This window comes from Bradyrhizobium sp. DOA1 (genome assembly GCF_001593325.1).
GTDB lineage: Bacteria > Pseudomonadota > Alphaproteobacteria > Rhizobiales > Xanthobacteraceae > Bradyrhizobium.
In genome coordinates this window covers 1,471,096-1,483,502 of sequence record NZ_JXJM01000001.1, presented here as the reverse complement: position 1 = coordinate 1,483,502, position 12,407 = coordinate 1,471,096, and the positions used below count along the sequence as shown (strand labels likewise).

At 65.7% G+C, this 12,407-nt stretch carries 12 protein-coding genes and 1 pseudogene; 6 read left to right on the top strand and 7 right to left on the bottom strand.

Annotated features, from left to right (window positions below):
* Nucleotide 1: 1 nt before the first annotated feature.
* The 4 genes from SE91_RS06865 to SE91_RS06850 all read right to left on the bottom strand — a co-directional run bounded on the left by SE91_RS06865 (nucleotide 2) and on the right by SE91_RS06850 (nucleotide 2,408).
* Nucleotides 2-193, bottom strand: a complete 192-nt coding sequence (locus tag SE91_RS06865) for a hypothetical protein (protein ID WP_008562073.1) — start codon at nucleotides 191-193, stop codon at nucleotides 2-4.
* Between the two features lie 104 nt (nucleotides 194-297).
* Entirely contained in the window at nucleotides 298-1,206 is a 909-nt protein-coding gene (locus SE91_RS06860) for a S49 family peptidase (protein WP_061847036.1), read from the bottom strand.
* Nucleotides 1,207-1,420: 214 nt separating this feature from the next.
* Nucleotides 1,421-2,188, bottom strand: coding sequence for a tRNA1(Val) (adenine(37)-N6)-methyltransferase (locus tag SE91_RS06855; protein WP_061847035.1), 768 nt, complete (start codon nucleotides 2,186-2,188; stop codon nucleotides 1,421-1,423).
* On the bottom strand, nucleotides 2,181-2,408 hold the full coding sequence (locus SE91_RS06850) for a putative signal transducing protein (RefSeq protein WP_008562067.1): 228 nt from the start codon (nucleotides 2,406-2,408) through the stop codon (nucleotides 2,181-2,183). The genes SE91_RS06855 and SE91_RS06850 overlap by 8 nt, the downstream gene beginning before the upstream one ends.
* 133 nt (nucleotides 2,409-2,541) lie before the next feature.
* Between SE91_RS06850 and SE91_RS06845 the strand changes: the two genes are divergently transcribed.
* From SE91_RS06845 to SE91_RS06825, 5 genes are all read left to right on the top strand, one after another.
* Complete coding sequence (locus tag SE91_RS06845; protein WP_060737863.1) at nucleotides 2,542-3,549, top strand: polyprenyl synthetase family protein; 1,008 nt, start codon at nucleotides 2,542-2,544, stop codon at nucleotides 3,547-3,549.
* 254 nt (nucleotides 3,550-3,803) lie between these two features.
* Nucleotides 3,804-4,319 (top strand): winged helix-turn-helix transcriptional regulator, encoded by a 516-nt coding sequence (locus tag SE91_RS06840; RefSeq protein WP_061847034.1) that lies wholly within the window; start codon nucleotides 3,804-3,806, stop codon nucleotides 4,317-4,319.
* 1 nt (nucleotide 4,320) lies between these two features.
* A complete protein-coding gene (gene fabF, locus SE91_RS06835) occupies nucleotides 4,321-5,583 on the top strand; it encodes a beta-ketoacyl-ACP synthase II (protein WP_061847033.1) in 1,263 nt (420 codons plus the stop codon).
* 57 nt (nucleotides 5,584-5,640) lie between these two features.
* Nucleotides 5,641-6,273 (top strand): LysE family translocator, encoded by a 633-nt coding sequence (locus tag SE91_RS06830; RefSeq protein ID WP_061847032.1) that lies wholly within the window; start codon nucleotides 5,641-5,643, stop codon nucleotides 6,271-6,273.
* Nucleotides 6,266-7,144: an alpha/beta fold hydrolase gene (locus SE91_RS06825; protein WP_060736731.1), complete on the top strand. Its 879-nt coding sequence runs from the start codon at nucleotides 6,266-6,268 to the stop codon at nucleotides 7,142-7,144. The genes SE91_RS06830 and SE91_RS06825 overlap by 8 nt, the downstream gene beginning before the upstream one ends.
* 124 nt (nucleotides 7,145-7,268) lie before the next feature.
* Here SE91_RS06825 and SE91_RS06820 read toward each other — a convergent pair whose 3' ends face one another.
* The 3 genes from SE91_RS06820 to SE91_RS06810 all read right to left on the bottom strand — a co-directional run bounded on the left by SE91_RS06820 (nucleotide 7,269) and on the right by SE91_RS06810 (nucleotide 12,047).
* On the bottom strand, nucleotides 7,269-8,153 hold the full coding sequence (locus SE91_RS06820; RefSeq protein WP_061847031.1) for a 4-(cytidine 5'-diphospho)-2-C-methyl-D-erythritol kinase: 885 nt from the start codon (nucleotides 8,151-8,153) through the stop codon (nucleotides 7,269-7,271).
* 111 nt (nucleotides 8,154-8,264) lie between these two features.
* Nucleotides 8,265-10,061, bottom strand: coding sequence for a tetratricopeptide repeat protein (locus SE91_RS06815; protein ID WP_008564982.1), 1,797 nt, complete (start codon nucleotides 10,059-10,061; stop codon nucleotides 8,265-8,267).
* A gap of 324 nt (nucleotides 10,062-10,385) precedes the next feature.
* Nucleotides 10,386-12,047 carry an electron transfer flavoprotein-ubiquinone oxidoreductase gene (locus tag SE91_RS06810; RefSeq protein WP_061847030.1) on the bottom strand — a complete coding sequence of 554 codons (1,662 nt, stop codon included), beginning with the start codon at nucleotides 12,045-12,047 and terminating at the stop codon, nucleotides 10,386-10,388.
* Between the two features lie 145 nt (nucleotides 12,048-12,192).
* Between SE91_RS06810 and SE91_RS37340 the strand changes: the two are divergent.
* Nucleotides 12,193-12,407: pseudogene (locus SE91_RS37340) on the top strand (uracil-DNA glycosylase); the annotation flags it as partial.

Here is a 12,407-nt window from a genome sequence, read left to right as displayed (position 1 = left end):
GCTAACCCGGCCGGTAGGCTCCGGTCACGGGGTCACGCTTCAGCGTCTTGATGTCCCCCATGGGGGCGGCCTCGGCGACGCGCGACAGGCGCATCTCCTCCAGCTCCTGGTTGATCCGGAGTGCGGTCTTGTAGGCCCAGCGGACCACGGCAAGCCCGCCCAGGACGCCCGCGAAAGCGACGAACGGCGGCATCGGTCGATCCTTGTCTCATGCTCAGCCCCCACGCGCATTGTTGCGCAGATGGACCTGCGCCGCAATTGGCGCCACCCGGGCCAAATGGCGCGGGAGGGCGTTGCCTAGAACCCGAATTTCGCCCAAATCGCCCGCGTCTCGACCGCCGAGATCAGCTCGTCCGGCAGGCCGGCGATTGATTCCAGAGCCGAAAGCTGCCCCGCGCCCGGCGATTTCCGCCCCATCAGGCCGGACAACAGGCCGGTCGGCTGGGCAATCACGGGGGTGAGAACCTTCTCGCCATAGCGGGCACGAAGAGTTGAGCGCAGGTCGCCGATGCTGTCGGCCAATCCCAACGCCACCGCGCTCTCGCCGGCCCAGTATTCGCCCGTGAACAGCGTGTCGTCATCGCCCTTCAGCCGCGTGCTGCGGCTGTCCTTGACCAGCGCGATGAAGATGCGGTGGATCTCGCGCTGGATCGCCTTCAGCTTGGCGACGTCATCCGGATTTTCCGGGAGGAACGGGTCGAGCATCGCCTTGTGCGCGCCGGCCGTGTAGAGGCGCCGCTCGATGCCGAGCCGCCTGATCGCGTCCTGGAAACCGAAGCTGCCGCCGACGACGCCGATCGAGCCGAGGATCGAGGAGGGATCGCAGATGATCTCGTCGCCCGCGCAGGCGATCATGTAGCCGCCGGAGGCGGCAACGTCCTCGACGAAGACGAGCACGGGCAGCTTCTTCTCCGCCGCGAGCTGTTTGATCCGGAGATAGATCTGGCGCGACTGCACCGGCGAGCCGCCGGGTGAGTTGATCACCAGCGCTACCGCCTTGGCGTTGCGATAGGAAAACGCCCGCTCCAGCACGCGCGCGACACCCGCGAGCGTCATACCCGGACGCAGCGGCGTCACCGCGCCGATCACGCCAGAGAGGCGGATCACCGGCACCACCGCCATGCCCGGGCGGAACCGGGCCGGAAGATATTGCATGAGCTTGTCGGCCAGGCCGGAACTCTCACGATCGTTCAATTGTTCGGCCATGCCGTTACCTCTGTTTAACCATTTCTTATCACGCGACTGTCATTGGAAGTGCCTGGAACGTGTTTTGCAGATTTTCCGTTGGGAGGCTGCAATGAGGCAGTGGAGAACGCCATGAAAATCTATCTGCTGATGCTGCTGATCGGTGCGCTGTTCATGGCGATCCGCCTGACGACGCCGCAAGAGCAGCAGTCGGAATCGCTTCCGCAGTAAGTTCTCACGGCACCGCCAGCGGCAAGACCGCTCTCCCCTCCAAAATCTCCTTCACCTCGTTATTAGGCACGCGTGACTCGTCGTTGAGCACGAGCCCCGGCAGCAGGCGCGTCGGGGCCCGGCCGCCTTTCACCGCGCGCACCAGGATGCGGATGGCCGGCCGTCCCGCCTCGCCGTGAATCGGCAGGACCGACAGGCTGCCGAAGCCGCGTGACAGCGCTGCCAGAACGTCCGCGATCTCATCCGCGCGCCAGATCAGCGTCAGCACACCATTCGAACGAAGAATCCGCCGCGCCGCATGCACCCACGCATGCAGGGTCTGCTCCGTCGCGACATGCGCAATATGGCGCGCCTGGTCCGGCGAGCCGCGATGTCGCACCGGGTCGTTGAAGGGCGGATTCATCAGCACCACATCGGCGCTGTCAGGCCCGAGCCCATGAGCCGCAAAAGCCTGCGCATCGGCGGCGACGTCGAGCACGACCGTCTTGGCCGTCATTCCATTCGCCGCCGCATTGGCGCGCGCGAGCTCCGCCAATTCCGGATCGATCTCGACCAGGCTGAGGCGGATTCCCGCCACGCGCCGGGCCAGCGCAAGGCCCGCCGCGCCGATGCCGGCACCGAGATCTACCACATGATCGCCTGCCTTGGCCTGAGTGGCCGCCGCGAGCAGGATGGCGTCGTGCCCGGCGCGATGGCCGCTCCGCTTCTGCTTCAGCCGCAGCTGGCCGCCAAGAAAAGCGTCCTCGGTGATGTCAGCTGCGGCCTCAATCATCGCCGCGCAATTCGTGGCTGAGGCCGGCCTCGGTGAGGAGCGCCCTGGCCTCCTCGGCGTCATCCTCATGCACCAGGATCCGCCGCGGCAGGATGCCGAGCGAGCCCTCGATGATGCTCATGTTCTGGTCGAGCACCAGATGATGGATGTTGGCGCCGTCGAGCAGCGCGCCGATCGCCGACACCAGCACCATGTCGTTGGTTCGCACCAGTTCACGCAAAACGTAGGTCTCCTGCCTGAAAAGGGGGGCAGCGGCAAATGTCAATGGTTCTGCGGCCCTTGCCGCATCCGCCGCCAGTTTCTATTGTCTTTCCATCAGAATAGCCCTTCCGGGGCAAATATTGGAGACCGGCGTGGCCGTCATCGTACCTTTCGAAACTCCCGGCGCGTCGATCGAAGAGCTGGTTGCCCTTGTCGCCCCTGACATGGCGCGCGTCAACGCCACGATCCTGTCGCGGACCGGCTCGGACGTGACCATGATCCCGGAGGTCGCCAACCATCTGATCTCCTCCGGGGGCAAGCGCCTGCGGCCGATGCTCACCCTCGCCATGGCCAACCTCGCCGGCTACACCGGCGACGGCCACATCAAGCTCGCCGCCTCCGTCGAGTTCATGCATACGGCCACCCTGCTCCATGACGATGTCGTCGACGAGAGCGAGATGCGCCGCGGCAAGCTGTCTGCGCGCATGCTCTGGGGCAACGAGGCGAGCGTGTTGGTCGGCGACTTCCTGCTCGGCCAAGCCTTCCGCATGATGGTCGAGGTCGGCTCGCTGCGCGCGCTCGACATCCTCTCTGCGGCCGCCGCCACCATCGCCGAGGGCGAGGTAATGCAGCTTGCGGCCGCCAAGAACACGGCGACCACCGAGGATGAATATCTCGCCGTGATCCGCGGCAAGACCGCCGAGCTGTTCGCGGCGGCCTGCGAGGTCGGCCCCGTGATCGCCAATCGCCCGAAGGCCGAGCAGACCGCCTGCCGTTCGGTCGGCATGAATCTCGGCATCGCCTTCCAGCTCGTCGACGACGTGCTCGACTACGGCGGCAAGAGCGCAAAGCTCGGCAAGAACACCGGCGACGATTTCCGAGAGGGCAAGATCACCCTGCCCGTCGTGCTTGCCTTCCGCCGCGGCAACGACACCGAGCGCGCCTTCTGGATCCGCGCGCTCGAGCGCGGCGAGATCGGCGATTCCGATCTCGATCATGCCATCGGCCTGATGAACAAGCACCGCGCGCTCGAGGACACGCTGAGCCGCGCCCAGCACTACGGCGCCATGGCGGTCGACGCGCTGGCGCTGTTCCCCTCCTCGCCGATGAAGAGCGCGCTGGAGCAGGTCGTGGCGTTCTGTTTGGCAAGATCGCATTAGGAGCTTCGCCGGCACGACGCCGTTGAAGTAGTCGCGACTGCATCAGCCGTCATTGCGAGGAGCGCAGCGACGAAGCAATCCAGAATCTTGCTGCGGAAGCGGTCTGGATTGCTTCGCTGCGCTCGCAATGACGAAACAAGGTGCGCCGACCGTTTCCCCAACTCGCATTCTCAGAAAAAAGCTACTGCTCCGCGCCTCGCAGCTCGCCGCCTCGTGACTTGCGTTTTGCAAGTTACTATCCTACGTTCCACCCCATGCAGCCCAAATCCCCCTCGATCCTCGAATGCCCCGTCGGCCGTGCCGTGGAGACGGTCGGCGAATGGTGGAGCATTTTGATCCTGCGCGATGCGTTTCAGGGTGCGACGAAGTTCGACGAGTTCTCGCAGAGCCTTGGCATCGCGCCGAACATCCTGTCGCGGCGGCTTGCGCATCTCACCGAAAGCGGCATGTTTGTCCGGCGCCGCTATCAGGAGCGACCGCCGCGCCACGAATATGTGCTGACGGACAAGGCGCGCGACTTCTTCCCCGTGATCGTGGCGCTGCTCGCCTGGGGCAACAAGCATCTCGCACCCAAAGGCGAATCCATCCTGCTGGCGAATCGCAGCGACGTCCGCCCGCTCGATCCGGTCGTGGTCGATGCCGCCGACATGCGGCCGATCACGCTTGCCAATGCGGTGGTGATCGCAGGCCCCCGCGCCAGCCGCGGGATGCGCGCGCGCCTCGCTTCGCTCAAAGCCATGAACCCGGCCGTCGCGCCGGCCGGAGACTGACATGCGTCGTATCGTCGTGACGGGAATGGGCGCCGTGTCGCCGCTCGGCTGCGGTGTCGAACTCTCCTGGCGACGGCTGCTCGCGAGCGAAAGCGGACTGCGTCCGCTGCCGGAATGGGCGCAGGCGCTGCCGGCGCGTATTGCCGGACGCGTGCCCGACAAGGCCGATGATGCCGAGGGCGGCTTCGATCCCGCTCAGGCAGCCGCGCCGAAGGACCAGCGCAAGATGGACCGCTTCATCCTGTTCGCGCTGCTCGCCACTGCCGAAGCGGTCGCGCAGGCCGGATGGACGCCGCAGAACGCGAGCGCGCTGGAGCGCACCGCGACGATCATCGCCTCCGGCGTCGGCGGCTTTCCCGCGATGGCGGACGCGGTGCGCATCACCGAGCAGCGCGGCGCGCGCCGGCTCTCGCCGTTCACGATCCCCTCATTCCTCGCCAATCTCGCGGCAGGTCACGTCTCGATCAAATACGGCTTTAAGGGACCGCTGGGCACGCCGGTCACGGCCTGTGCCGCCGGTGTGCAGGCGATCGGCGATGCCGCGCGCATGATCCGCGCCGGCGAGATCGATGTCGCGATCTGCGGCGGCGCAGAGGCCTGCATCGATATCGTCAGCCTCGGCGGCTTTGCGGCGGCCCGCGCGCTGTCGAGCGGCTTCAACGATGCGCCCGCGCGCGCCTCGCGCCCGTTCGATCGCGACCGCGATGGCTTTGTGATGGGCGAAGGTGCCGGCATCCTCGTGATCGAAGCACTGGACCATGCGCTCGCGCGCTGCGCGACGCCGATCGCGGAGATCCTCGGCTACGGCACGACTGCGGATGCCTATCACATGACGTCGGGCCCACCCGATGGCGACGGCGCCCGTCGCGCCATGGAGATCGCGCTACGGCAGGCGAAGCTCGCGCCCGCGGATGTGCAGCACCTCAATGCGCATGCGACCTCGACCCCGGCCGGCGACGAGAGCGAGCTCGGCGCGATCGCCGCCCTGTTCGGCCGCAACCGCGGCATTGCCGTCAGCGCGACCAAATCGGCCACCGGCCATCTGCTTGGTGCCGCCGGCGGGCTGGAAGCAATCTTCACCGTGCTCGCCTTGCGTGACCAGATCGCGCCACCGACGCTCAATCTCGAAAACTCTGATCCGGGCGCGGACGGCATCGACATCGTCGCAGGCAGCGCGCGGCCGATGCCGATGCAGCATGCCATCTCCAACGGATTCGGCTTCGGCGGGGTGAACGCCAGCGTGATCTTCCGCCGGATCGGCTGAACGAGATCTTTGAACGAGAGGCCTTGCAATCGCGGCGGGCTTCGTTACCAAAACAGCATGATCGAACCGAATTTCTGGCTGTTCCTGGCCGCCGCTGTCCTCATTGCCGCCGTTCCCGGCCCCGGCATCTTCTACGTCGCCGCACGGACCTTGTCGGAGGGGCGGGCCAGCGGTTGTGCATCGACCGCGGGCACGGCACTGGGCGGACTGGTTCATGTGGTCGCGGGCAGTCTCGGCATCTCCGCGATCATCCTGGCCAGCGCCGAGCTGTTTGCGGCCGTGAAATTCGTCGGCGCGCTCTATCTGGTCTGGCTCGGCATCAAGACGTTTCGCAACGCCGGCCGCGTGCTGACGCTCACGGGCGAGCCCGTCGGCGACAAGCGCGCGTTCCGCGACGGCGTGCTGGTCGAGGCGCTGAACCCGAAGACCGCGGCGTTCTTCCTCGCCTTCATTCCGCAGTTCCTCGATCCCGCGGGATCGAGCCCCACGCTGCGATTCATCGTTCTCGGTGCGATCTCGGTGGCCCTGAACACGCTCGCCGACGTCGTGGTGGTGCTGATGGCCTCGGCAACGCGCGCACAGCTGATCGGACGGCCGCATCTGGTGCGGCGTCTCACGCAATCCTCCGGCGTCTTCATTGCCGGCCTCGGCCTTTCACTTGCGCTGGCGCGGCGGCCGGCAAATGGCTAGCAAGCCACAAAGCCGCTATTACGAGTCGCACGGCCTGCGGCTGCACTACGCGGACTGGGGCAACGAAAGCGCGCCCGTCGCCATCCTGGTTCACGGCGGCCGCGATCATTGCCGGAGCTGGGACGTCATCGCCCGGTCGTTGCAGCCGCATTTCCATGTCATCGCACCGGACCTGCGCGGTCACGGCGATTCCGACTGGACCAAAGGCGGCAGCTACGCGCTGACGGAGTATGTGTACGATCTTGCGCAGCTAATCCGCAGCATCGCGGCGCCTGACGTCACGCTCATCGGCCATTCCATGGGCGGCATGGTGAGCCTGATCTTTTCAGGATCGTTCCCCGAGCTGGTCACCAAGCTGGTCGTGCTCGACGGCGTGACCATGTCGCCGGATGCACAAAAACCGCCTGTGCATGAGCGCATTGGCAAATGGGTGGCCCAGCTCGACAGGCTGCACGACCGCACGCCGCGCCGCTATCCGACCCTCGACGATGCCGCGGCGCAGATGATGCTCCACAACAAGCGCCTCGCCCGCGACCTCGCGCTGCATCTTGCCACGCATGGCGCGCGGAAGAACGAGGACGGCACCTATAGCTGGAAGTTCGATCCCTATCAGCGCGCCAGCGCCCCGCACCGGCTCTGGCCGGACGACCACGTCGCGCTGTGGTCGCGCATCGCCTGCCCGACGCTGCTGCTCAATGCCGGCGAAAGCTTTCTGGCAGGCGCAGAAGCGGCAGGCCTGGAGCGCTATTTCCCGAACGCGCGCATCGCGACCATCGCCGGCGCAGGACACTGGCTGCAGCATGACAAGCCGCAGGAGGTGTTGGGCGAGATCCGGCGGTTTCTCGGGCTGGACGCGGAAAGCAACGGCTAGCTCACCTGCCGTAGGGTGGGCAAAGGCGCCACAGCGCCGTGCCCACCATGCATCCAAGTTGGAGAATAGGAGTGGTGGGCACGCTTCGCTTTGCCCACCCTACGGCACCGTTGCCGGGAAATACCTAGCTCAACGTCCCCGCATGCACCCACCAGCCGGGGTGATCGCGCCGGGTCCGTTCGGCGGCGGCATGGGCGTCGGCCGGCGCGCCATAGATGGCAAAGCAGGTCGCACCCGAGCCGGACATGCGGGCGAGCTTGACGCCGGCGGAATCGCGCAAGGCTTCCAGTACCTCGCCGATCACCGGCTCGATGCGCATCGCGGGCGCTTCGAGGTCGTTGCCCACCGTTTCGAGGACCTTAATCCAATCGGCGATGGAGCCGCCCTCCTCCGGCCAGGCCGGGGCGCGGATGACGTCGGTGACGCCGACCAAGAGCTCGCCGTTGCGCAAGCCCAGCGCCTTGAACACGTCCTGGGTCGCGACGGGCACGCGCGGATTGACCATGACGCAGGGCATGCTCGGCAGCGCCAGCGGCAACAGCTGCTCGCCGACCCCGGTCATGTCGCAGGCGCGCGAGACGAGGCACACCGGCACGTCCGCGCCGGTCGCGAGCGCGACCTTCTTAATGCGGGGATCATCGAGCGGCAGATCGTTGAGACGCGCCAGGAGCCGCAGCGCCGCCGCGGCATCCGCCGAGCCGCCACCGATGCCGGCTGCGACGGGGAGCACCTTGTCGAGCGCGAAGGCGCCGAGCTTCAGGCCGGGAACGGCCTCGGCCAGAAGCCTAGCGGCCTTGATCACGAGATTGTCGGCGGTATCGCCGCAAGCCGCAGCCAACGGTCCGGTGGTGACGAGCTTCAGCTCGCCGCCCGGCTCCAGGGTCAGCCGGTCGGCGCAGTCGGCAAACGCGACCACGCTTTCGAGATCATGATAGCCGTCGGCACGACGGCCGACGACGCGAAGGCTCAAATTGACCTTCGCGCGCCCCTCTTCAATCAACGCCGACATCGGCGACACGCCCCCAACTTCAGATTCTCGTTGCGCATGATCTCCGCGCAAACGCGTTCAGCGTTTGTCGCGAGGAAAACCGCTACATACTTTTCCGGATCATGCGCCAGCTCAGCCGCCCCTGCCGTCGTCCTTTTTCTTCTCGGCCTGCGCCGCGGAAGAGTTCGAGTTGTCGTCCGGAAGGCCGTTGGCGATCTTGGCCTCGATCTTCGGCAGCTCTTCCGGCTCGGGCTTGAGATCGCGCGCATGCGACCACTGGAATTTGGCTTCCAGCGTGCGGCCGACGCGCCAATAGGCGTCGCCGAGGTGATCGTTGATGGTGGGATCCTCGGGCTTGAGATCGATCGCGCGCTCGAGGTTCTTCACCGCTTCCTCGTAATTGCCGATGCGGTAATAGGCCCAGCCGAGCGAATCGACGATGTAGCCGTCGTCGGGGCGCTGCTCGACGGCACGCTTGATCATTTTCATGCCTTCGTCGAGATTCACGCCCTGGTCGATCCAGGAATAACCGAGATAGTTGAGGACGTGAGGCTGGTCGGGCTGGAGTTCCAGCGCCTTCTTCATGTCGGCCTCGGCCTTGCTCCACTGCTTGGAGCGCTCCTCGCAGATGCCGCGATAATAGTACCAGACGCTGTTGGCCTTGTCGTTGCCGGCCGGGAGCACCTCGATGCCTTGCGAATAGGTCGCGCCGCAATCGCCGAACCGCTTGCGGCCGCGCTCGATGTTGCCGAGCGCCATGATGGCTTCGAGATCCTTTGGATCCTCCGACGTGACGCCCTTGAGGATCTTGATCGCCTCGTCGGTGCGGTCGGCGGAATCGAGGTCGATGGCCAGCTGGATCTGCGCGTTGCGCTTGAGCGGCGAGGACGCGGGCACGCGCTCATAGACCTTGATCGCCATCTTCGGCCGCTTCACCGACTCATAGAGATCGGCGAGCGAGAGCAGCGCCAGCGGATGGCTGGGCTGGAGGTAGAGCGCCAGCTGAAGATAGACCAGCGCCAGATCCTCGCCGCCGCGGCGGGTCAGCGTGGCGCCGATGCCGTAGAGCGCTTCGGCGGCGCCCGCTTGCGCCGAATCGACCAGCGGCGACATCTTCTTGCCGGCCTTGGTGTCGCGCAGGCCTTCCTGAATCAGCGGATGACGCGCGAGCTTCTTGTCGAAGGCCTGGTAGACATTGGTCGCCGCGGCGGAATCCTTGTTGCGCGACAGCCAGCGCCCATAGGCTTCGGTGACGCGCAGCATGGAATCGTCGAGCTTGTAAGCGCGCTCGAAGCGCGTGCCGGCGTCCTTCTCCTTGCCGGAGAGCTCGAGGATCATGCCGGTGTGGAGGTCCTTGAACAGCGGATACCATTCGGGACCTGTCAACTTGTCGATGGTGGCGACACCACCCTTGGCATCGCCCGCGCCATAGGCGGCCCAGCCCGACAGCAGCGTGGCGACGAGATCGGTGATGGGGCCACGGATCGACTGGTTGATGTTGGTTTGCGCCGACGCGTACTTCTTCAGCTTGAGATCGTGCACGCCGACGACGAGGCGCGCGACACGGTTGGTCTTGTCGATGGTGAGGATGCGTTCGGCGAGCTTGACCGCCTCCTCGATGTCGCCGTCGGCGACCGACGAGATGAAGGCACGGTCGAGCAGTTCGTTGTTCTTCGGGTCGGTGCGTAAGGCCGAGCGATAGAATGCGGCGGCCGAGGCCGCGTCACGCTCGACACTGGCGTGGCGGGCGGCGAGATAGCTGCCGGCACCGGTCAGCGACTTCAGATCGTTTCGGGTCGGAAACTGCGCCGCCGTGTTCTCCGGGTGATCCGGCGTCTGCGCCAGGACCGCGCCAGGGACCGCCACGAGCGCGGTGCCCATGAAGGCGATGGCGGCAGCAGTCCAGCGGTTGAAACGATTTGAAAACATCAGGGCTCGCCTTGAGTTGGTAGTGCCTGGGTTTGCAGCAGAGGGCCGTATCGCATGCGAACGCGGCCGGTGGCATCGGGACCCGGAACCGTCAGGCCGACAATGCCGCTTTTGGCGCTTCGCCGCAAGGATTCGGACCGGCGATCCCTGCCGCACGCCCCAAATCGGCCAGGTGAATCCGCCAACAGCGCCCCAAGACGCCGCTACTATGGCCTTATCGTGGCCGCGGGCCGCTTCCGTAGTCCGGTTCTCACGCGAACGTGCGCACATGACCGGGGCCGCGTAACCTTGGTCACATTGGCCCTGGCTGGACGGGATTCGGGCCTACATCGCCTCGTAGTTTGGGCCGCCGCCCCCCTCCGGAGGAACCCACGTGATGTTGCCGTTCGGGTCCTTCACGTCGCAGGTTTTGCAGTGGACGCAATTCTGGGCGTTGATCTGGAAGCGCGGGCTCGTCCCCTCCTCGACCCACTCATAGACGCCAGCGGGGCAATAACGGTTCGAGGGACCGGCATAGACATCGTGCTCGGAGGTCTTCTGCAGGTTCATGTCGGTCACCTTCAGATGGACCGGCTGGTCCTCCTCATGATTGGTGTTGGACAGGAACACCGAGGAGAGCTTGTCGAACGTGATCTTGCCGTCGGGCTTCGGATAGTCCTTGGGCGCGTGCTGCTTGGCTGGATCGAGCGTGGCACGATCATGCTTGAGATGGGATTGCGTGCCGAACAGCGACGCGCCGAACAGCGTGTTGCACCACATGTCGAAGCCGCCCAGCGCAACGCCGAGCACGGTGCCGAACTTCGACCACAGCGGCTTGACGTTGCGGACCAGGAATAGGTCCTTGCCGACCGACGAGGACCGCCAGGCATTCTCGTATTCGATCAGTTCGTCATTGGCGCGCTCGGCCGCAAGCGCGACTGCGACATGCTCGGCCGCGAGCATGCCGGTGCCCATCGCATTGTGCACGCCCTTGATGCGCGGCACGTTGACGAAGCCGGCCGCGCAGCCGATCAGCGCGCCGCCGGGGAAGCTGAGCTTCGGCACCGACTGATAACCGCCCTCCGTGATGGCGCGCGCGCCGTAAGCGAGCCGCTTGGCGCCCTCGAACGTGCCGCGGATCGAGGGATGGGTCTTGAAGCGCTGGAACTCGTCGAACGGCGAGAGATAGGGATCGTCGTAGTTGAGATGCACGACGAAACCGACGGCGACGAGATTGTCGTCGTAGTGATAGAGGAACGAGCCGCCGCCGGTCTTCATGTCGAGCGGCCAGCCGAAGGAATGCTGGATCATTCCCTTCTGATGCTTGGCCGGATCGATCTGCCAGACTTCCTTGAGGCCGATACCGAATTTCGGCGGCTCGCTCTTGGCGTCCAGCGCGAATTTGTTGATGAGCTGCTTGGTCAGGCTGCCGCGGGCGCCTTCGGCGAACAGCGTGTACTTGCCGAGCAATTCCATGCCTCGGGTGAAGGAATCTTTCGGCTTGCCGTCACGGCCGATGCCCATGTCGCCCGTGGCGATGCCCTTGACCTTGCCCTCCTCGTCATAGAGCACTTCGGCGGCGGCAAAGCCCGGATAGATCTCGACGCCGAGCGCCTCGGCCTTGCGCGCCAGCCAGCGGCAGACATTGCCGAGCGAGCCGATGTAGCAGTGATGGTTGTTCATCAGCGGCGGCATCATGAAGTTCGGCAGCTTGATCGCGCCGGCGCCCGTCATCCAGAAGAAGCGGTCGTCCTTCACCTGCGTCTTCAGCGGACAATCGGAATCTTCGCGCCAGTCCGGAATCAGCTTGTCGAGCCCCGCCGGATCGATCACGGCGCCGGAGAGAATGTGAGCGCCGACCTCGGAGCCCTTCTCCACCACGACGACGTTGAGATCGGCATTGAGTTGCTTCAGCCGGATCGCCGCGGCCAGGCCCGAAGGGCCGGCGCCGACGATGACGACGTCGAATTCCATGGATTCGCGCGGGGGAAGTTCTTCGGTGCTCATCTGATCTCAGCCCTTGAGACGGTCCTTGGTCATTTGCGCCCTCTTGTTTCCGATTTTTCCGGGCAGGACAACCTCGGAAATGCGTTTCGCCGGGGTGCAAGGGGGTGCAAGGCGCCTTAAACTGAACTAATAGTCAGACTTTCCCATGATACCCGAACCCGTACCCACCGTCCGCGAGCTTCTCGCCTTCTATCTGGAGGCCGGGGTCGACTGCGCGCTCGCGGAGGAACCGATCGACCGCCTGGCGGAATTGGATGCTCCGCCGCCGCCGCCGCGCGCGGCAGCTCCGGCCGAGGCACCGCGGCCGGTCGCAGCGCCCGCGGTCATGCGCGGCGAGAGCGCCCCTGCACCGGACGTTGC

Coding starts and splice junctions, on each gene's coding strand:
- SE91_RS06865 (WP_008562073.1), bottom strand. CDS start 193: ATGCCGCCGTTCGTCGCTTTCGCGGGCGTCCTGGGCGGGCTTGCCGTG.
- SE91_RS06860 (WP_061847036.1), bottom strand. CDS start 1,206: ATGGCCGAACAATTGAACGATCGTGAGAGTTCCGGCCTGGCCGACAAG.
- SE91_RS06855 (WP_061847035.1), bottom strand. CDS start 2,188: ATGATTGAGGCCGCAGCTGACATCACCGAGGACGCTTTTCTTGGCGGC.
- SE91_RS06840 (WP_061847034.1), top strand. CDS start 3,804: ATGCAGCCCAAATCCCCCTCGATCCTCGAATGCCCCGTCGGCCGTGCC.
- fabF (WP_061847033.1), top strand. CDS start 4,321: ATGCGTCGTATCGTCGTGACGGGAATGGGCGCCGTGTCGCCGCTCGGC.
- SE91_RS06830 (WP_061847032.1), top strand. CDS start 5,641: ATGATCGAACCGAATTTCTGGCTGTTCCTGGCCGCCGCTGTCCTCATT.
- SE91_RS06825 (WP_060736731.1), top strand. CDS start 6,266: ATGGCTAGCAAGCCACAAAGCCGCTATTACGAGTCGCACGGCCTGCGG.
- SE91_RS06820 (WP_061847031.1), bottom strand. CDS start 8,153: ATGTCGGCGTTGATTGAAGAGGGGCGCGCGAAGGTCAATTTGAGCCTT.
- SE91_RS06815 (WP_008564982.1), bottom strand. CDS start 10,061: ATGTTTTCAAATCGTTTCAACCGCTGGACTGCTGCCGCCATCGCCTTC.
- SE91_RS06810 (WP_061847030.1), bottom strand. CDS start 12,047: ATGAGCACCGAAGAACTTCCCCCGCGCGAATCCATGGAATTCGACGTC.